General features: G+C 63.8%; 16 protein-coding genes. 6 read left to right on the top strand and 10 right to left on the bottom strand.

The genetic code is table 11. The features are described from left to right. Positions 1-7 precede the first annotated feature (7 nt). On the top strand, positions 8-2,827 hold the full coding sequence (locus BLT98_RS10520) for a M16 family metallopeptidase (RefSeq protein ID WP_092607483.1): 2,820 nt from the start codon (positions 8-10) through the stop codon (positions 2,825-2,827). Between the two features lie 2 nt (positions 2,828-2,829). Here the strand turns inward: BLT98_RS10520 and BLT98_RS10515 are convergent, their stop codons facing one another. Together BLT98_RS10515 and BLT98_RS10510 are read right to left on the bottom strand one after the other, a co-directional pair. Continuing rightward, positions 2,830-3,231 carry a ribosomal maturation YjgA family protein gene (locus BLT98_RS10515; RefSeq protein ID WP_052140015.1) on the bottom strand — a complete coding sequence of 134 codons (402 nt, stop codon included), beginning with the start codon at positions 3,229-3,231 and terminating at the stop codon, positions 2,830-2,832. 100 nt (positions 3,232-3,331) lie between these two features. Then, complete coding sequence (locus BLT98_RS10510) at positions 3,332-4,237, bottom strand: LysR family transcriptional regulator (protein WP_092607481.1); 906 nt, start codon at positions 4,235-4,237, stop codon at positions 3,332-3,334. Between the two features lie 99 nt (positions 4,238-4,336). On the opposite strand from BLT98_RS10510, the gene BLT98_RS10505 reads away from it, so the two are divergent. Then, on the top strand, positions 4,337-5,629 hold the full coding sequence (locus tag BLT98_RS10505; RefSeq protein WP_244517459.1) for an SGNH/GDSL hydrolase family protein: 1,293 nt from the start codon (positions 4,337-4,339) through the stop codon (positions 5,627-5,629). Here BLT98_RS10505 and cysK read toward each other — a convergent pair. Both cysK and BLT98_RS10495 read right to left on the bottom strand, forming a co-directional pair. After that, positions 5,590-6,522: a cysteine synthase A gene (cysK, locus tag BLT98_RS10500; RefSeq protein ID WP_034780574.1), complete on the bottom strand. Its 933-nt coding sequence runs from the start codon at positions 6,520-6,522 to the stop codon at positions 5,590-5,592. The genes BLT98_RS10505 and cysK overlap by 40 nt on opposite strands. An 84-nt stretch (positions 6,523-6,606) precedes the next feature. Further along, a complete protein-coding gene (locus tag BLT98_RS10495) occupies positions 6,607-7,071 on the bottom strand; it encodes an FKBP-type peptidyl-prolyl cis-trans isomerase (RefSeq protein WP_034780576.1) in 465 nt (154 codons plus the stop codon). A gap of 96 nt (positions 7,072-7,167) precedes the next feature. Between BLT98_RS10495 and thpR the strand changes: the two genes are divergently transcribed. After that, entirely contained in the window at positions 7,168-7,686 is a 519-nt protein-coding gene (thpR, locus tag BLT98_RS10490) for an RNA 2',3'-cyclic phosphodiesterase (protein WP_170846357.1), read from the top strand. On the opposite strand, the gene BLT98_RS10485 is transcribed toward thpR, so the two are convergent. Next, entirely contained in the window at positions 7,683-8,543 is an 861-nt protein-coding gene (locus BLT98_RS10485; RefSeq protein ID WP_244517458.1) for a tRNA threonylcarbamoyladenosine dehydratase, read from the bottom strand. The two genes, thpR and BLT98_RS10485, sit on opposite strands and share 4 nt — an antisense overlap. A gap of 112 nt (positions 8,544-8,655) precedes the next feature. Here BLT98_RS10485 and pdxH point away from each other — a divergent pair, with 112 nt between their 5' ends. Both pdxH and BLT98_RS10475 read left to right on the top strand, forming a co-directional pair. After that, complete coding sequence (pdxH, locus tag BLT98_RS10480) at positions 8,656-9,861, top strand: pyridoxamine 5'-phosphate oxidase (protein WP_092607473.1); 1,206 nt, start codon at positions 8,656-8,658, stop codon at positions 9,859-9,861. 127 nt (positions 9,862-9,988) lie between these two features. Beyond that, positions 9,989-11,224, top strand: a complete 1,236-nt coding sequence (locus BLT98_RS10475; RefSeq protein ID WP_034780842.1) for an SAM-dependent methyltransferase — start codon at positions 9,989-9,991, stop codon at positions 11,222-11,224. Between the two features lie 15 nt (positions 11,225-11,239). On the opposite strand, the gene msrA is transcribed toward BLT98_RS10475, so the two are convergent. Beyond that, on the bottom strand, positions 11,240-11,773 hold the full coding sequence (msrA, locus tag BLT98_RS10470) for a peptide-methionine (S)-S-oxide reductase MsrA (RefSeq protein ID WP_070281674.1): 534 nt from the start codon (positions 11,771-11,773) through the stop codon (positions 11,240-11,242). Between the two features lie 176 nt (positions 11,774-11,949). Between msrA and BLT98_RS10465 the strand changes: the two genes are divergently transcribed. After that, a complete protein-coding gene (locus tag BLT98_RS10465) occupies positions 11,950-12,456 on the top strand; it encodes a flavin reductase family protein (protein WP_034780584.1) in 507 nt (168 codons plus the stop codon). A 39-nt stretch (positions 12,457-12,495) separates the two neighbouring features. On the opposite strand, the gene BLT98_RS10460 is transcribed toward BLT98_RS10465, so the two are convergent. The 4 genes from BLT98_RS10460 to BLT98_RS10445 all read right to left on the bottom strand — a co-directional run bounded on the left by BLT98_RS10460 (position 12,496) and on the right by BLT98_RS10445 (position 17,128). Next, a complete protein-coding gene (locus BLT98_RS10460) occupies positions 12,496-13,182 on the bottom strand; it encodes an OmpW/AlkL family protein (RefSeq protein ID WP_170846356.1) in 687 nt (228 codons plus the stop codon). Positions 13,183-13,281: 99 nt separating this feature from the next. Continuing rightward, positions 13,282-14,673 (bottom strand): SGNH/GDSL hydrolase family protein, encoded by a 1,392-nt coding sequence (locus tag BLT98_RS10455; RefSeq protein ID WP_092607470.1) that lies wholly within the window; start codon positions 14,671-14,673, stop codon positions 13,282-13,284. Positions 14,674-14,912: 239 nt separating this feature from the next. After that, positions 14,913-15,935 carry an L-threonylcarbamoyladenylate synthase gene (locus BLT98_RS10450; RefSeq protein ID WP_092607468.1) on the bottom strand — a complete coding sequence of 341 codons (1,023 nt, stop codon included), beginning with the start codon at positions 15,933-15,935 and terminating at the stop codon, positions 14,913-14,915. Further along, the gene (locus BLT98_RS10445; RefSeq protein WP_092607465.1) at positions 15,932-17,128 is read right to left on the bottom strand and encodes a 5-(carboxyamino)imidazole ribonucleotide synthase; all 1,197 of its coding nucleotides are present in this window, start codon (positions 17,126-17,128) and stop codon (positions 15,932-15,934) included. The genes BLT98_RS10450 and BLT98_RS10445 overlap by 4 nt, the downstream gene beginning before the upstream one ends. Positions 17,129-17,136: the final 8 nt, after the last annotated feature.

The following is a 17,136-nucleotide window of genomic DNA, read 5'->3' as shown; positions in this document are numbered from 1 at the left end:
AGCATGCATGAAACCGATCAAACTGCTGGCCCTCCCCGCTCTGCTGCTGTCGCTGTACGGCGCCCCGCTCACCCTCGCCCACGCCGCCGATGCGGCCGTCACGACGGGTGCGACGTCCGTGCCGCATATTGCCTATGAAAAATACACCTTGCCCAACGGCCTCGATGTCATTCTCGTGGAAGACCATAAATTGCCCGTCACGGCCGTCAATATCTGGTACCACGTGGGTCCCGCGAATGAAGCGCCGGGGCTGACGGGCTTTGCCCACCTGTTCGAACACATGATGTTTGCCGCCACCAAGCACGTGCCGCGCGGCATGGCCGACCAGTTGCTGGAAGGCGCGGGCGCCACCGACTCGAACGGCAGCACGGATTTCGACCGCACCAATTATTTCGACACGGTACCGTCGAACCAGCTGGAACTGGCCCTGTGGACGCATTCCGACCGCATGGGCTACCTGCTTGACGTGCTCGACCAGACGGCGCTGACGAACCAGCAGGACGTGGTGCGCAACGAGCGCCGCCAGAGCGTGGAAAATGCGCCCTACGGCATCGTGCAGGAAGCCCTGTACCACCAGCTGTTTCCCAAGACCCACCCGTATTACGCCAGCGTCATCGGTTCGCACGCGGATATCCAGAACGCGAAACTGGCCGACATCAAGGAATTCTTCAGCAAATACTATGGCCCCAACAACGCCAGCCTGGTGATCGCCGGCGATATCGACAAGGCGAAGACCAAGGAACTGGTCAACAAATACTTCGGCAGCTTCAAGAGCGGCCCGGCCGTGCCGAAACCGAATGTCGTGACGCCGCCCATCACGCAGGAACGCCGCATCGTGGTGCAGGACCGGGTGGAATTGCCGCGCGTTTTCATGGCCTGGCTGACGCCGTCCGCCTACACCAGGGATGACGCGGAACTGTCGATGGCGGCGCACATCCTGGCCGGCGGCAAGTCCAGCCGCCTGTACAAGTCCCTCGTGTACGACAAACAGATCGCCCAGGATGTGGGCGCCAGCCAGGGCTCGAACGCCCTCACCTCCATCTTCACCATCGACGCGACGGCGCGCCCGGGCCACCAGCCCGAGGAAATCGAACAAGCCTTGCAGGCGGAGCTGGAGCAATTGCGCGCCAAGGGCCCCACCGAGAAGGAACTGGAGCGGGCGCGCAACAGCATCGAGACCACCATGCTGAGCCAGGTGGAAAAAATGGGCGGGCGCGGCGTGGCCAACTTGCTCAACGAATACAACCAGTACCTGGGCGACCCCGGCTACCTGGCCAAGGATATCGAGCGCTACCGCCAGGTGACGGCCGCCGGCGTGCAGCGCGCCGTCGACCAGTACCTGAAAAACCAGTCGCGCGTCGTCGTCTACGGCGTACCGGGCAAGCCGGATCTGGGCGCGGAAGTGCCGACGCCGGCGCCTGGCAAGGTCAAGCCTGCGCCAGGCACGGCCATCAATGCGGACGAGCCATGGCGCAATGCCGTGCCGAAGGCCGGTCCCGCACCGAAGATTGTTTTACCGCAAGGAAAATCGTTCACCCTGGCGAACGGTTTGACCGTGATCCACCATTACAACGGGGCCGTGCCGCTCGTTTCCAGCCAGCTGGTCATCAAAAGCGGCTCGGGCGCCAATCCGCTGGCGCAGCCTGGTTTGTCGAGCTTTACGGCGCAGTTGCTGCAGGAAGGCACGGCCACGCGCAGCGCACCGCAGATCGCCGACGATGTGGCGCAGCTGGGCGCCCTGCTGAGCACCGGCTCCAGCACGGATGCCTCGTTCGCCCAGCTGACGTCGCTCAAGGCCACGTTCCCGCAAGCGCTCGACGTGCTGGCCGACGTGGTGCTGCACCCGCAATTCCCGCAAGAAGAGGTGGAGCGCCAGCGCGCCAGCCGCATCGGACAACTGGCGCAGCAGCGCGAAAACGCGGGCGCCGTTGCTGCCCGCGTGGAAGCGGCGGCCCTGTATGGCCCGCAGCATCCGTACGGCTACATCCAGCTGGGCACGGAAGCGGCGCTGAAGGCGGCCAGCCGCGCCGACCTGCAAGGTTTCTGGCAGCAGCATTACCTGCCGAACAATGCGGCCCTGATCGTCTCGGGCGATATCGGCGAGGCGGAATTGAAGGCACTGGCCGAAGCGAAGTTCGGCAACTGGAAGGCAGGCACGGTGGCGCAGTCCGTGGCGGCCGCGCCGCAGACGACAAAGGCAAAATTGATTGTGGTCGACAAGCCGGGCGCGCCGCAAACGGCCGTGCGCCTGTCCGCCATCGCCGTGCCGCGCGCCACGCCCGATTACGCGCCGCTGCAAGTGATGAACGCGGCGCTGGGCGGCTTGTTTACCAGCCGCCTGAACACCAACTTGCGCGAAGAAAAGGGGTATACCTATGGCGTGCGCTCGCAATTCCAGTACCGCAATCAGCCTGGACCATTCTCGATTGCCGCCAGCGTGCGCACCGATGTGACGGGCCCGGCCGTATTGGAAACCGTCAAGGAGATCCGCGCCATGATCGCCAAGCCCTTGAGCAGCAAGGAACTGGCGAATGCGCGCAACTCGCAGGTGCTGTCCTTGCCGGGCCAGTTCGACACGAATGCCAGCATCAGCGCCAGCATGGCGAACGCGTATATCTACGGCCTGGGCCTCGACTATTACACGACCCTGCCGCAGCGCTTTGCCAGCGTGACGGACAAGCAGGTGCAGCAGGTGGCGAAAAAATACCTGCAGCCGGAAAAGCTGATCGTCATCGGCGTGGGCGACAAGGCGAAGATCGCTCCGCAATTGAGCAAGCTCAAACTGGCGCCGGTGGAACTGCGCGACGCGGAGGGTAACGTCAAATAAGGCTAGCGGCGCTTGAACAGCGCCAGCTTGTCGATGATCGCCGCCACGGCCACGCCGGCCGTGTAGGCGATCAAATCACCCCAGCCGAAGGCGGAACCCAGTACCAGGTGCCCCAGCGGATGCGCGCGCAGCGCGACGAGCCACGGCGCCTGGACCAGCTGGCCGAATTCCACGGCAAAGCAGATCAGCAAGGACCACGATGCCAGTTGCCAGGTGCGCATGCGCGTGGCGATGATGCCCAGCGCAAAGACAATCATCATGGCCCACAGGGCGTCGCCCGGATATTTGCCGAGCGCGGCGGGAACGAATTGGGGATAGGCGCGCGAGGCCAGGCCCAGCGCGATAACAGCCACGGTTGCGCCCACTTGCAGCAGGCGGCGGCGTTCAGGTTTTACCAGGAACATATTTCCATTCAAAGGCACAATACGGGCCGAACCATTGCGGCCCGTCCGATATTGTACTGCGCGGCCGTGTCCGCCTGTAGCCTAATGCGCCTGGACACGCTCAGTCCAGGTCGACATTCTGCGCCAGGAAATCAAGCAAGACGCGCACGCGCAGCGGCACATGCCCGCCTTGCCCCACGAACACGGCATGCACTTCCTCGCTGTCGCCCGGGTTGAACGCTTCCAGCACGGCCTGCAAACGACCCACCGCGATATCGCCGCGCACCTGGAAGGCCGCCAGGCGCGCCAATCCCAGTCCCGCCAGCGCCAGTTGCCGCAAGGCTTCGCCATCGCTCGCCTGCGCATTGCCCGTGACCGGCACGACGATGTCGCCTTCGGGCAAGCGCAGCGGCCAGCCCGAGCGGGCGCGCGCGTAATTGGCATCGAGCAGATTGTGCGATGCCAGCTCGGCAGGCGTCAACGGCGGGCCGCGCCGCGCCAGGTAGGCTGGCGACGCCACGATCACCATGCGCGTCTGGCCCAGCTTGCGCGCCAGCAAGCTGGAACTTTTCAGGGGCCCGGCCCGCACGGCCACATCCGTGCGCTGCTCGAGGATATCGACCACTGCATCCGTGAGCTCGATGTCGAGCGTCACCTCCGGAAAGCGTTCCAGAAACAGCGGCGCCAGCGGCAACAAAAAATGCTGGCCGAACGGCACGTTTGCATTCACGCGTATTTTGCCGCGCGGCACATCCTGCACACCGGCGCAGCGCTCGGCCTCGTCCAGGGCCGCCAGCACGTGCCGGCCCCGTTCATACAGGCCGCAGCCCTCGGCCGTCAGTTGCAGCTGGCGCGTGGAGCGGTTCAACAGGCGCGCGCCCAGGCGCTCTTCCAGCCGCGAGACGAGCTTGCTGACGGCCGAGGGCGTCATGCCGCAGGCGCGCGCGGCGGCGGAAAAGCCGCCCAGTTCCACCACGCGCACAAACACTTCCAGCTCGCCGGAGCGGTTCACTTCCAGTCTGGCCATTGTGAATTCAACTCATAAATGTTCTTCGATGAGATAGTCTAGTACATAAATGGCTTTGCTTTCATCATGCGCACATTCCCCTTGATGAAGCGAGCCGCCATGCAACGATTTTCCCTCCTCCCCGCCGCTCTGCTGAGCCTGGCACTCGGCACGAGCCCTGTCCAGGCCGCCAACGCCGATACCACCTGGCTGGCCAGCTGGACGGCCAGCCCGCAAGCCGTGTGGAGCAGCGACTTCCTGTTCCCCAGCAATGTGCCCGCCGTGCTGCACGGGCAAACCGTGCGCCAGGTGGCGCGCCTCAGCGTGGGCGGCCCGCGCGTGCGCATCGTGCTGTCGAATGCGTATGGCAAGGTGCCGCTGCGCATCGGCGCAGCCACCGTGGCCCTGGCCGCGTCCGGCTCAGCCATCAAGCCCGGCAGCCTGCGCACGCTCACGTTTTCCGGCCAGCCCTCGGCCAGCGTGGCGCCGGGCGCGCCGATCATCAGCGACCCCGTCGACCTGTCCGTGCCGGACCTGGCCCGGTTGACGGTCAGCATCCATTTGCCGCAAGCCAGTCCCGTCTCCACGTTTCACTGGGATGGACGCGAGACGGCGTGGATCGCCCCGCATGACCAGACGCGGGCCGCGCGCATCGATGATGCACAAGCCGGCGTGCAGACCACCACGGCGCGCCTCTTGCTCAGCGCCATCGAGGTGCAAGCGGCGCCGGGGACGCAAGCCGTGGCCATCCTTGGCGATTCGATTACCGATGGCGCCAGCGCCAGCCTGGGGATGGATGCGCGCTGGCCCGATTTCCTGGCCGAACGCCTGGCGCCGCAGGGCGTGGCCGTGATCAATGCGGGCATTTCCGGTGCGCGGCTGTTGTCCGATGGCATGGGAGTCAATGCCCTGGCGCGCTTCGAACGCGACGTGCTGGCGCAACCGGGCGTGCGCTCGGTGGTCGTCTTGTTGGGGATCAATGACATCAGCTGGCCCGGCACGGCGTTTGCGCCACGGGTGCAAAGGCCGACCCTGGAGGAGTTGACGGCCGGCTACGTCCAGCTGGTGGCCCAGGCCCGCAGCCGCGGCGTGCGCGTGGTCGGCGCCACCCTGACGCCGTTCGCAGGCGCCCTGCCCGGCACGCCCCTGAGCGACTATTACCAGCCAGAAAAAGATGCGCTGCGCCAGCAACTGAATGCGTGGATACGCAGCAGCGGCACGTTCGACGCCGTACTCGACTTCGATGCCTGGGCGCGCGATCCCGCGCATCCGCTGCGCCTGTTGCCCGCCTACGACTCGGGCGACCACCTGCACCCGGGCGATGCGGGCAACCGGGCGCTGGCGGAAAGGATAGGCCTGCCGCTGCTATTGAATCAGTCGCCGAGGCCCGCGTACAGAGCTGTGCTCAAGTAACGCTCGCCGAACGACGGGATGATGGTGACGATGGTCTTGCCCGCGTTTTCCGGGCGGCGCGCCACTTGCAGGGCGGCCCACAGGGCGGCGCCCGACGAGATGCCGACCAACAAGCCTTCGTCGCTGGCGGCCAGGCGCGCCGTGGCAAACGCGTCGTCATTCTTGACGCAAATGATTTCGTCGTAGATGGCCGTGTTCAAAATCTGCGGCACGAAGCCGGCGCCGATGCCCTGGATCGGATGCGGGCCCTTGGTCCCCTTCGACAGCATCGGCGACGCTTCCGGTTCCACGGCGATCATTTGCAGGCCAGGCTTGCGTTCCTTCAACACTTCGCCGATGCCGGTAATCGTACCGCCCGTGCCCACGCCGGCGATGACGATGTCCACTTGTCCATCCGTATCGCGCCAGATTTCCTCCGCCGTCGTGGCGCGGTGGATGGCGGGGTTGGCGGGATTGTTGAATTGCTGCAGCATCAGGTAGCGCGGGTCGGCCGCCACCAGTTCCTCGGCCTTGCGGATGGCGCCCAGCATGCCTTCACTGCCGGGCGTGAGCACCAGCTCGGCGCCGTAGGCGCGCAACAGGATGCGCCGCTCGCGGCTCATGGTGTCGGGCATGACGAGGGTGCAGCGGTAGCCGCGCGCTGCGCAGACCATGGCCAGCGCGATGCCCGTGTTGCCGCTGGTGGGCTCGACGATGACGGTATCGGGATGAATCTTGCCTGCGGCTTCCGCGGCGACGATCATGGACAGGCCGATGCGGTCCTTGACGCTGTGCGCGGGATTATAGAATTCGAGTTTGGCCAGGATGGTGGCCACACTGCCGGCGGCGATGCGGTTGATGCGCACCAGGGGGGTGTTGCCGATCAGTTCAGTGACGTCGTTGGCGATGTTCATGGGAGTCTCCACAGCAATTACAGAAGAATCCAGTCTACCGCTTTTTCACGGCAGCGCACGTGGTGCGCTGCCGAAACTGAACAATTACTTCACGTCCAGCAATTCCACGTCGAAGATCAGTGCCGAGTTCGGCGGGATGTCGCCGTTGCCCGCGCCGCGCGGACCATAGGCCAGTTCGCCTGGAATGATCAGGGTGCGCTTGCCGCCCACTTTCATGCCGGCCACGCCCTGGTCCCAGCCCTTGATGACCATGCCCTTGCCGAGCGGGAAGTCAAACGGGCCACGGCCCACGGAGCTATCGAACTTCTTGCCGCGCGAATCTTTCGCCAGGGGACGGTACAGCCAGCCCGTGTAATGCACGGTGACATTACTGCCAGCGGACGCTTCCTTGCCCGTGCCGACCTTGTTGTCGATCAGAATCAATTTATCGGCGACAGGGCCAGGGCTCAGCGAGACGGCGGAGGCGGGAACAGGCGCTGGCGCCTGTGCCTGCGCCAGCGACGCGGCGACGGAGCAGATCAGGGCAAACAAAACGGAGCTACGCGTCATGATGTATTCTTTCAGTGAGTTTCGGTGAGATCCCTGCACCTACAAACCTGGCAGGGAACGCCAATAATAGCAAACCGCCGCAACGATAGGAAAAACTTGTCGCCCGATACCCATTGCCCCCGCCTGTTTTACGCCCTGTGGCCCGATGCGGCCACGCGCGCGGCGCTGGCCGCCTGGCAGGCGCTGCTGGACGGCAAGCCCGTGCGCCCGGACAAGCTGCACCTGACCCTGGCTTTCCTGGGCCAGCGCCCGGCCAGCGAGCTGCCGGTCCTGCTGGACATCCTGGCGCACTTGCCGGCGCGTCCCATGCCCTTGCTGTTCGATCACGCCAGCCACTTCCCCAAGCTGGCGCTGGCCTGGGCCGCCCTGGCGCAGCCCTCGCCCGCCCTGCTGGACGTGCGCGCGGCCTGCATGCACGGCCTGATGGAGCAGGGGCTGGCGCCGCGCTTCGAGCACGACCGCTTTACGCCGCACGTGACACTGGCGCGCCAGGCGCCGCCACCGGCCAGCCAGGACTTCGCGCCCATCGCCTGGCAGGCGGACGAGCTGGTGCTGGTGGAATCGTTCAAAAGCAGCGGCGACTACCGCATCCTGGCCAGCAGGAAATTAACCTAGGCGGCGTCCGGCACTGGCATTGGCGCTGGCACTTCAGCAACTTTGTCCTGGCGCAAGCTTTTCAGCGCATGGGCGGCCGCCACCATGCCAAAGCTGGCCGTCACCACCACGCTGGAACCGAAGCCTGCACAGTTCAGGCCCGTGACGCCGGCGGGCGCGCCATCGATGGCGCACGCTTCCGCGCTCTCGGGCGTGCTCAACGGTTCCATGGAAAACACGGCGTCGACATTGAATTTGTTTTTCACGCCACGCGGGAAACCATATTCGGTGCGCAACAGTTTTCGCACGCGCTTGAGCAGCGGTTCCTGTTCCGTTTTCGCCAGGTCGCGCACGGCAATCAAGGTCGGGTCCGTCTGCCCGCCCGCGCTGCCGATGGTCAGCATGGGAATGTTGCGCGCGCGGCAATACGCGATCACGGCCGCTTTCGCCTTGGCATTGTCGATGGCGTCGACGAGATAGTCGAAATCGCACCCGCCCAGCAACTGGTCCAGATTATCAGGGGTAATAAAATCCTCGACCTGCGTGACCTGGCAAAACGGGTTGATCAGTTCGATGCGTTCGGCCAGGGCCGTGATCTTGGCCTTGCCGATGGTGTCGCTCATGGCCTGGATCTGGCGGTTGATATTCGATTCGGCAACATTGTCCAGGTCGATCAGGGTCAGGCGGCCGACGGCGCTGCGCGCCAGCGCTTCGACGATCCAGGAACCGACGCCGCCCACGCCGATCACACACACATGCGCGGCGCGGAAGCGTGCCAACGCGGGGGCGCCGTACAGGCGGGTAATGCCGCCGAAGCGCCGCTCAAAATCGATCTCGGTCAAGTCCATGGAAATTAGTTCATTGGTGGAGGTATGCATGGCGCCATTTTAACGGACACTGCGCTGGCGGATATTCTAAAATAGCCGAATTGACACAGCGACAAGCTGCATTGTCGCCGCGCCCCCACACCGCCCACCAAGAGAACACGCCATGACCTCTCCCCTGTTCGACTCCGTTCCCGGCTTTGACCAGCCCATCGCCGTGCTCAAGCATTGCCACGACAAGATCCGCAAGCAGTTGACGACCTTGCAAAACCTGCTGGGCCACCTGGGACAGAATGGCAACACGCCGGAAGCGCAGCAGGCGGCCAAGGCCGTGTTGCAATACTTTAATAAAGCCGCCCATCTGCACCATGACGATGAAGAGCAGGACTTGATGCCCATGCTGCAGGCGACGGCCACGGGCGAGGACGCCGCCTTGCTGGCCACCCTGGTGCCGAAAATCCTGGCCGACCACCAGCGCATGGACCAGGCCTGGCTGACCCTGCGCCCGGAACTGGACGCCATCGCGGCCGGCACGGACTCGCAGTTGTCGCATGATGGCGTGCGCGACTATGCCGCCGCCTACCAGGTCCACATGGCCAAGGAAGAGGGACAACTGGCGCCCATGGCCAAGCGCCTGTTCAGCGCGCAACAGATGGAACAGCTGGGCACGGCCATGCAGCGCCGCCGCGGCATCGCGCCCGATACGCCAGAAGCCGCAGTGCCGGACGCGGCCGCCGTGCTGGCGGCCATGCGTACCGATTACGTTCAGTCCAGCCTGAGCGAGACGGATGTACTGGCCGATCCCATCGCCCAGTTCCAGAAATGGTTTGCCGAGGCTGTCAACGCGCAGGTGATGGAGCCGAACGCCATGGACTTGTCCACCGTCACTCCTGATGGCAAGCCCAGCTCGCGCATCGTACTGATCAAGCAGTTCGATGAACGGGGCTTTACCTGGTACACGAATTACCATAGCGACAAGGGCCAGCAGCTCGAGCACAATCCAAACGCCGCCCTGCTGTTCTTCTGGCGCGAGCTGGAGCGGCAAGTGCGCATCGAGGGCACGGTGGTGAAGACCACGGCGGCCGAGAGCGACGAGTATTTCAATGTACGTCCCGTGCAAAGCCGGCTGTCGGCGATTGCCTCACAGCAAAGTACACCGATCGCCAGCCGCGCCGAGCTGGAAAGCCATTACGCGGCCGTGGCCGCCGCCATCGGCGACGCGCAGCCGCCGCGTCCGGCCCATTGGGGCGGCTACCGCTTGCAGCCGGAACGCATCGAGTTCTGGCAGGGACGCCGTTCGCGCTTCCACGACCGCATCGTGTTTACGCGCGGTGCTGACGGGCAATGGAGCATGCAGCGCTTGCAACCCTGAGCAGGATAAGCAAGGCGGCGCAAAGCAAGCTGGTCAATATAGGTGTAGGCTATGAGGGTAGAAGTTACTAAATGACATTGTTTCTCAATTTGCGGCCCCAGCTGGGGTTGCTGCATTGGAGGCCATTTTGTTTGTACAAAACCAACTCAAGTCCTGGATCGCCAGCATCCGCAGCAAGACCGCCTTGCCGCTACGCATAGAATTGTGGAATGGCCAGCATGTCGACCTGTCCAGCGAAGCGCCCAGAGTCACCATCCGCCTGCCGACCGTCGCCTCGGCCCGCTATCTGCTGAACCCGTCGCTGGCCAATCTGGGCTCGGCCTACGTGGAAGGCAATATCGAAGTCAAGGGCACGGCGATGGACATGATTTCCATCTGCAATGCCCTGGCCCGCAATACCTTGAAGCCGGAAGGCAAGCTGGCGCGCATCGTGCGCAGCTTTACGCATGACAAGAGCAAGGATGCCGAAGCCATCCGCTACCACTACGACGTGTCGAACGCGTTCTACGAACAGTTTCTCGACCCCGCCCTCGTGTATTCCTGCGCCTATTTCGAACACGGCGATGAAACCCTGGCGCAGGCGCAAGTCAAGAAGATCGACCATATCCTGAAAAAAATCCAGTTGCAGCCGGGCCAGACCCTGCTCGACATCGGCTGCGGCTGGGGGGCCCTCGTCATTCGTGCCGCACAACAATATGGCGCCCGCTGCGTGGGCGTGACCCTGTCGGAAAACCAGTACGCGCTGGCGCGCGAGCGCGTGGCGGCGGCCGGCCTGGCCCACCTGATCGACATCCGCCTGCAGGATTACCGCGACGTGACGGGCCAGTTCGACCGCATCACCAGCGTGGGCATGTTCGAGCACGTGGGCCTGAAACACTTGCCCGACTACTTTTCCATCATCAACAAGCTGCTCGCACCCGATGGCATGGCGATGAACCACGGCATCACCTCGACCGATCCTGACAATGGCGAAACGCCGTATGGCGGCGGGGAATTCATCGAAAAATATGTGTTTCCGCACGGCGAGCTGGCGCACATCGGCAATGTGCTCAAGACCATGCAGCAAGGGGGACTGGAAGTGCTGGACGTGGAAAACCTGCGGCGCCACTATGCGCGCACCTGCGCCCTGTGGACGGAGAATTTTGAAGCCCACGCCGAGCAGATACGCCCGCTGGCGGGCGAACGGCGCTTCCGCATCTGGCACGTCTACCTGGCTGGCTGTGCCTATGCCTTCGAGCAAGATTTGATCAGCTTGTACCAGATCGTCTGCGTCAAGGCGGGCCGGCGCTCTTCCACCCTGCCCTGGTCGCGCAACTATATGTATGCGCAGGACGCCAAGCCGGCGCCCGTGCTCGCCAGCTGAGAGGCACGCTGGGCATCACTTCAGGCGCCCCGCGTACATGGCGCGGAATTTCTCCACCTTGGGCACGACGACCAGGGCGCAATAACCCTGCAAGGGATGCTGCTCGACATAATTCTGGTGGTAATCCTCAGCCGTATAAAAGGTGGCTGCCGGCGCCAGCTGCGTGACGATGGGTGCATCCCACACGCCGGCCATTTCGGCCAGTACCTTGCGCGCCACGCTTTCCTGCCCTGCCGATTGGTAATGGATGACGGAACGGTATTGCGTACCGACATCGTTGCCCTGCCGATTCAGGGTGGTGGGATCGTGCAGCGTAAAAAAGATTTCCAGCAAGTCGTGGTAACTGATGACGGCAGGATCGAATTCCAGCCGCACCACTTCCGCGTGGCCCGTGTCGCCCGTGCATATCTGTTCATACGTGGGGTTGGGCACGCTGCCGCCCGTGTAGCCGGACTCGACGCGCGTCACGCCGCGCACTTCCGCATACACGGCAGCGAGGCACCAAAAACAGCCACCGCCCAATACCGCCACATCCGTCTGCTCATTCATGATGCCCTCCTGCAACGCCTCTGCGACGTATCATTTCACCACTGTAACGTAAAGCGCCATGGCCTGCAGCGTCGCTTGAAACGGCGCGTGAAACACCGCACATAGGGGCATGCTGGCCACGATTGCGCTGGCGCGGCCGATTTTTGGCATAATGTCAGCAAATAGACAGGTCACCCATGAACACACGCTCTCCCCGCGCGCCAGCGCAAGAATTCGATACGACACATTTCCGTCAGGCACTGTCGCAGTTTGCCACCGGCGTGACGGTCATTACGACTCGCCTGGCCGACGGCAGTTTCCGTGGCTTGACGGCCAGTTCCTTCAATTCCGTCTCGCTGTCGCCGCCCCTGGTGCTATGGAGCCTCGGTTCCGTGGCGAACAGCATGCCCATTTTCAGCGGCAACTCGCACTACGTCATCAATGTGCTGGGCGCCGACCAGGCGGAACTGGCGCAGCGCTTTTCACGCCGCACGCCCAATCCCTTCGACGACGTGGAATATGAACTGTCGCGCACGGGCCAGCCCATCCTGAAAGGCGCGTCGGCCTGGTTCGAATGCCACAACCGTAGCCGCTACCCGGAAGGCGACCACGTCATTTTCGTGGGCGAAGTGGAACAATGCGCTTTTGCCGCGCAGCCGCCCTTGATCTTCCACAATGGAAAGTTCAATACACCACCAGCCTGAGCGGGACAAAAAAAAATCCGCCGAGGCGGATTTTTTGTTTTACAGGGTAAAGTTATACCCGATGCTGACACTCACGGCAACCGGGTCGAGCTTGATATCCTGCGTCTGCCCCGTCGAGAATTTCGCCCTGGTTTTCAGGTAGGTCTTGACCACGGCCACGTCGGCAAACCAGCGCTCATTGATGGCCAAGGTGCTGCCGACCACCAGACTGCCAGCCAGCTTGTTGTCCATGCGGTAGGTCACTGGTTTTCCACCCGGATCCAGCAAGGCCGTCATCTGGCCCGAGCCTTTTTCCTTCTGGAAATATGCATACGTCAAGCCCGCGCCCACGTAAGGGCGGATCATCGCATTAGGCTGGAAGAAACGGTACTGGATGAAGGCCGTCGGCGGCAAGGCTTCCGCCGTCCCCAGCTTGCCCGTGCCCTTGATGGAACCGTCACCGATCAAGTCATGCTTGTACGGTACACCCAGGATCATTTCAGCGGAAATATTGTCCGTGATCATGTAGGCAAAAGTCAGGATGGGCTTGGTATCCGACTTGACGTCGGCCTTGGTGCCCGGCAGTGCCGGCGCGGAAATGTCGCCACTGTCCACGTGCGGCGTGATCTTGTTGAGGCCAGCCTTGGCCATCCAGGTGCCTGCGCTTTGCGCCGAAGCGCCCGTCGCCATGGCCATCGCGGCTGCCGCGGCCAGCACGCGTACAGCGGTATTCAAACGATTCTTCATCTTGTCTCCTGATTCAATATGTGCGAAGTGTTCCGCTTTCGAGTCTTGTCGCTGCCGGCACCGGCCGCGCCTCCCAGGCACAGCCGGTGCGGCCATCCCTTACAGCCAGCCCCGCACGACCATGTCCTTGGCCACATAACGGGCCAGCAACAGGTTGTTGAACGGCGTAGGATGCACATCGTCGGCATACGAGTAGTGGCTGACGTCGCCCGCTTTCAGGTTCGAGCCATTGCACACGAGCGAGCTGCCCAGGATATTGCCCGGTGCGCTCAGGTCGCATGCCGTCTCGCTGACGTTGGTCAAGCCATACGGGCCAGGATTGGTGCCCTGGTCATGGCTGACGGCAAACACGTCGACCAGCAAGACTTTCGCATTGCCCGTCAAGCCCGCCTTGAGTTCGCCATTGAAGGCGCTGACCATGGCATTGATGAGCGCCTTGGTATTGGCATCCTTGCTCAAGCCCGATGGCGTACCGGCCACGTCCGGCAGGTTGTTGACCACCACATAGTTGGCGCCCTTGGCGATGATCTGATTGGTGATCAGTGCCACCAGTTCCTTGCCGGCCTGTCCCATTGCCGTAACCAGCGCGGGGCCGTTCGCCGCAGCAAATTCAGCGCCAGCCTTGGCGCCGGCAGCATTGCCCGTCACCGTCGCATCGGCTTGTGCCTTGGCGACCAGCGGGCCATACACGGTCGGCGAAGCGACGGCCGTATTACCGGCAATGACAGCAGCTTGCACGGCGGCACCAACGATGGTCGCCGACGTGGCGCCAGGCGCCGCGCTGGCCGTCTTGACGGCGGCGCCGATGGCAGCCGCTGCCGTGGTAGGGTTGGTGGCGCCGGCCGCCAGGGCCATGGTCAGGTTGGTGGCGAAGGCCTGGGCGCCAGCGGCCGCGCCAGCAGCCTGGCCAGCGGCAGTCGCGCCCGTTTGCAATGCGCCCAGCTGATACAGCACGTCATTGCCGCCTGCCATCACGAAAACGGCTTCCGTGCCGCTGAACTTGCCGCCGGAAACAGCCAGGTGGTTCGCGATCTGCGTCACCACGGGCACGGTCAGGGCGCCCAGCGGACTGCCCGTCGCCTTGTTGTTCGGGCCAACCGGATTGGTCACGCGCGAACCACCCATGGCGTAGCCGAAACAGCCTGCATGCTTGACGCGGGCAACGGCCAAGCCCTGCGCCGCATTGCCTTCCAACCCAGTCTCGGCAGCACATGGCGCGGCCAGGCCGAATTGCGCGGCCAGGTGCTCGGTCCAGTTCTTGCCCGTCAGTTCAGGATTGATCTTGGTATTGTCGCCATTGATGGTGAACTTGCCGCCACCTTTCGCCGCCACCGTACCCACGGCATACGAGCCGACGTCGGACAGGCTGTCGCCGAACGACACCTGCGCCGTGTATTTGACTTTCAAGGTTTGATCACCGCCACTGGCACCGCCGCAACCTGCCAGGACAGCCGCAGCCAGCACGGCCAGCGCGAATTTTGTTTGATGCATTTTGTCTCCTCGGTCTTTTTTCTGGTTTCTAAACGAACGGGCGTGCTATTCGCTACCCAACTAATATGCCATCGTTCCTCAGGCTTGTATAGAAAATATGTTTTAAAAATCAACGGAATAACAACACCGCTGGTGCCCTGTCACAACCGGGCGATCCGCTGAATTATGGAGGATTTACTATGTTTCGTGGCAAGCATCGCTATTGCGCTGCATCAAGAAAAAGCCCCTTGCGGGGCTTTTTATGATGGGGACAGGAATTGCTGCAAGATACCACTTGAGCCGAACGCGGCACGCCGCAAGCGGTCATTCACGCCCAGCCACGCGGGGCCGGTGGGCGGTGCTTCGACGAGTATCAGCTCGGCACCGACCTGGTCCATTGTGCGCAGCGAGGCATACAGCGCATGTGCGTAATTTTCCGGGATCGCCGCCAGGCGCACGCTGGCGCTGGCCGGCGGCAGATCCGAGTAGTGGATCAGGGCCACGCGGCGCCCGTCATTGAGCAGGCGGTTCAAGGTGGCGCCCACGTCGTCGCTGTGTTGCATCGCAACAGGCGTGTGCGGCGCGTAGTGCGATTCCAGGGTGCCCGAGGCGCGCGGCGCAGCTGCGTCCGCCACGGCCGGTGCGCGGCCAATGACGGCAGCGATCTGCTCGCTGCTGATATGGCCGGGACGCAACAGCACGGGACCGTGCGTGGCCAGGCGCGACAGGTCGACGATGGTCGACTCGATGCCCACGTCGCTCTGCCCGCCATCGAGGACCAGGCCCAGCAAGCCGCTATCGAGTTCCGCCGCGAATTCATCGCGCACATGCTGCGCCGTGGTCGGGCTGACATTGCCGAACTTGTTCGCCGACGGTGCCGCCAGGCCGCCGTTGCCGCCCTTGAAGGTGCGTAGCAATGCGATAGCCACCGGATGCGACGGGCAGCGCAAACCCACCGTGTCTTGGCCGCCGGAAACGGCGTCGGGGATATGCGCGGCGCGCTTGACGATCAGGGTCAGCGGACCAGGCCAGAAGGCAGCCACCAGTTGCTGCGCTTCCACGGGAATGTCGTCGGACCAGTGCGCCAGGTCGGCGCCGGGCGCCACGTGCACGATCACGGGGTGGTCCGATGGACGGCCCTTGGCTTCATAGATGCGCGCCACGGCGGCCGGGTTTTCCGCATCGGCGCCCAGGCCATACACCGTTTCCGTCGGGAAAGCGACGAGGCCGCCCGCCTCCAGCACGGCAGCGGCCGCTGCCAGATCGTGTGCGGGCACGCTCACGGCGCGATTCCCAGGATCAGGCAAGCGTCATGCAGGCGCTGCTGCGCCTCTTGCAAGGTCGCCGCGATGAAGGTCAGGTGGCCCATCTTGCGGCCACGCCGCGGGTCATCCTTGCCATACAGGTGCAAACAGGCGCCCGGCAGCGCCAGCACCTGGTCCCACGCCGGCTCGCAGGCGACATCGCTGCCGTCGGCAAACCAGGCGTCGCCCAGGATGTTGAGCATCACGGCCGGCGAATGCTGGCGCACGTCGCCCAGCGGCAGACGCGCCATGGCGCGCACCTGCTGCGCGAACTGGCTGGTGACGCAAGCGTCCATCGTGTAGTGGCCGCTGTTGTGGGGACGCGGCGCCATTTCATTGACCACCAGGCTGCCGTCGTCCAGCACGAAAAATTCGATGCACAGCACGCCAACGTAGCCGAGTTCGGCAACCATGGCTTGCGCCGCCCGCTGCGCCTTGGCGGCGCAGTCGTCCGACACGTTCGGGCCCGGCACGGTGGTGGTAAACAGCACGCCGTCACGGTGCACGTTTTCGGCGATCGGATACACGACCGATTCGCCGTCCACGCCACGCGCCGTCAACACCGACACTTCATACGCCAGCGGCAGCATCTTTTCCAACAGGCAAGTTACTTGTCCCATTTCCGCGAAGGCGGCGCGCACATCGTCGCGCGTACGCACACGGAACTGGCCCTTGCCGTCATAGCCCATGCGCACGGTTTTCAGTATGCCCGGCAGCAAGTCGTCGCCGATGCGGTCGATGTCGTCCTGCGTGGCGATGACCATGTGCGGCGCCGGCAGCACGCCCGACTTGGCGGCGCAGTCGACAAAGAAACGCTTTTCCGCGATGCGGTCCTGCGCCACCGACACGCCGTGGGCATCCGGTGCCACGAAGATGTGGTTGGCCAGGCGCGACAGGCTGTCGGCCGGCACGTTTTCGAATTCCGTGGTGACGGCCAGGCATTGTGCCGCCAGGGCGTCGAGACCCGCCACATCGTCATAACCGGCATTGACGAGGCGCTGCGCCACCTGCCCCGCAGGGCAGGCATCGGACGGTTCCAGTACAGCTACCTGGTAGCCCATGCTCTGGGCGGCCTGGGCAAACATGCGGCCGAGCTGGCCGCCGCCCATCACGCCCAGCCACGCCGGTGGATGAGCGGCGGGCAGCAATGGGGAAGTCGATTTACTATTCATTATTTTTC

This window comes from Janthinobacterium sp. YR213 (assembly GCF_900099875.1).
In the GTDB taxonomy this organism is placed as follows: Bacteria; Pseudomonadota; Gammaproteobacteria; order Burkholderiales; family Burkholderiaceae_D; genus Janthinobacterium; species Janthinobacterium lividum.
The sequence above is the reverse complement of the archived record's forward strand: the minus strand, read 5'-3'. Positions and strand labels throughout refer to the sequence as shown.

What these genes read in the sequence shown, in the direction of transcription:
- BLT98_RS10520 (WP_092607483.1), top strand. Translation starts at nt 8, where the DNA reads ATGAAACCGATCAAACTGCTGGCCCTCCCCGCTCTGCTGCTGTCGCTG.
- BLT98_RS10515 (WP_052140015.1), bottom strand. Translation starts at nt 3,231, where the DNA reads ATGTTCCTGGTAAAACCTGAACGCCGCCGCCTGCTGCAAGTGGGCGCA.
- BLT98_RS10510 (WP_092607481.1), bottom strand. Translation starts at nt 4,237, where the DNA reads ATGGCCAGACTGGAAGTGAACCGCTCCGGCGAGCTGGAAGTGTTTGTG.
- BLT98_RS10505 (WP_244517459.1), top strand. Translation starts at nt 4,337, where the DNA reads ATGCAACGATTTTCCCTCCTCCCCGCCGCTCTGCTGAGCCTGGCACTC.
- cysK (WP_034780574.1), bottom strand. Translation starts at nt 6,522, where the DNA reads ATGAACATCGCCAACGACGTCACTGAACTGATCGGCAACACCCCCCTG.
- BLT98_RS10495 (WP_034780576.1), bottom strand. Translation starts at nt 7,071, where the DNA reads ATGACGCGTAGCTCCGTTTTGTTTGCCCTGATCTGCTCCGTCGCCGCG.
- BLT98_RS10485 (WP_244517458.1), bottom strand. Translation starts at nt 8,543, where the DNA reads ATGCATACCTCCACCAATGAACTAATTTCCATGGACTTGACCGAGATC.
- pdxH (WP_092607473.1), top strand. Translation starts at nt 8,656, where the DNA reads ATGACCTCTCCCCTGTTCGACTCCGTTCCCGGCTTTGACCAGCCCATC.
- msrA (WP_070281674.1), bottom strand. Translation starts at nt 11,773, where the DNA reads ATGAATGAGCAGACGGATGTGGCGGTATTGGGCGGTGGCTGTTTTTGG.
- BLT98_RS10465 (WP_034780584.1), top strand. Translation starts at nt 11,950, where the DNA reads ATGAACACACGCTCTCCCCGCGCGCCAGCGCAAGAATTCGATACGACA.
- BLT98_RS10460 (WP_170846356.1), bottom strand. Translation starts at nt 13,182, where the DNA reads ATGAAGAATCGTTTGAATACCGCTGTACGCGTGCTGGCCGCGGCAGCC.
- BLT98_RS10455 (WP_092607470.1), bottom strand. Translation starts at nt 14,673, where the DNA reads ATGCATCAAACAAAATTCGCGCTGGCCGTGCTGGCTGCGGCTGTCCTG.
- BLT98_RS10445 (WP_092607465.1), bottom strand. Translation starts at nt 17,128, where the DNA reads ATGAATAGTAAATCGACTTCCCCATTGCTGCCCGCCGCTCATCCACCG.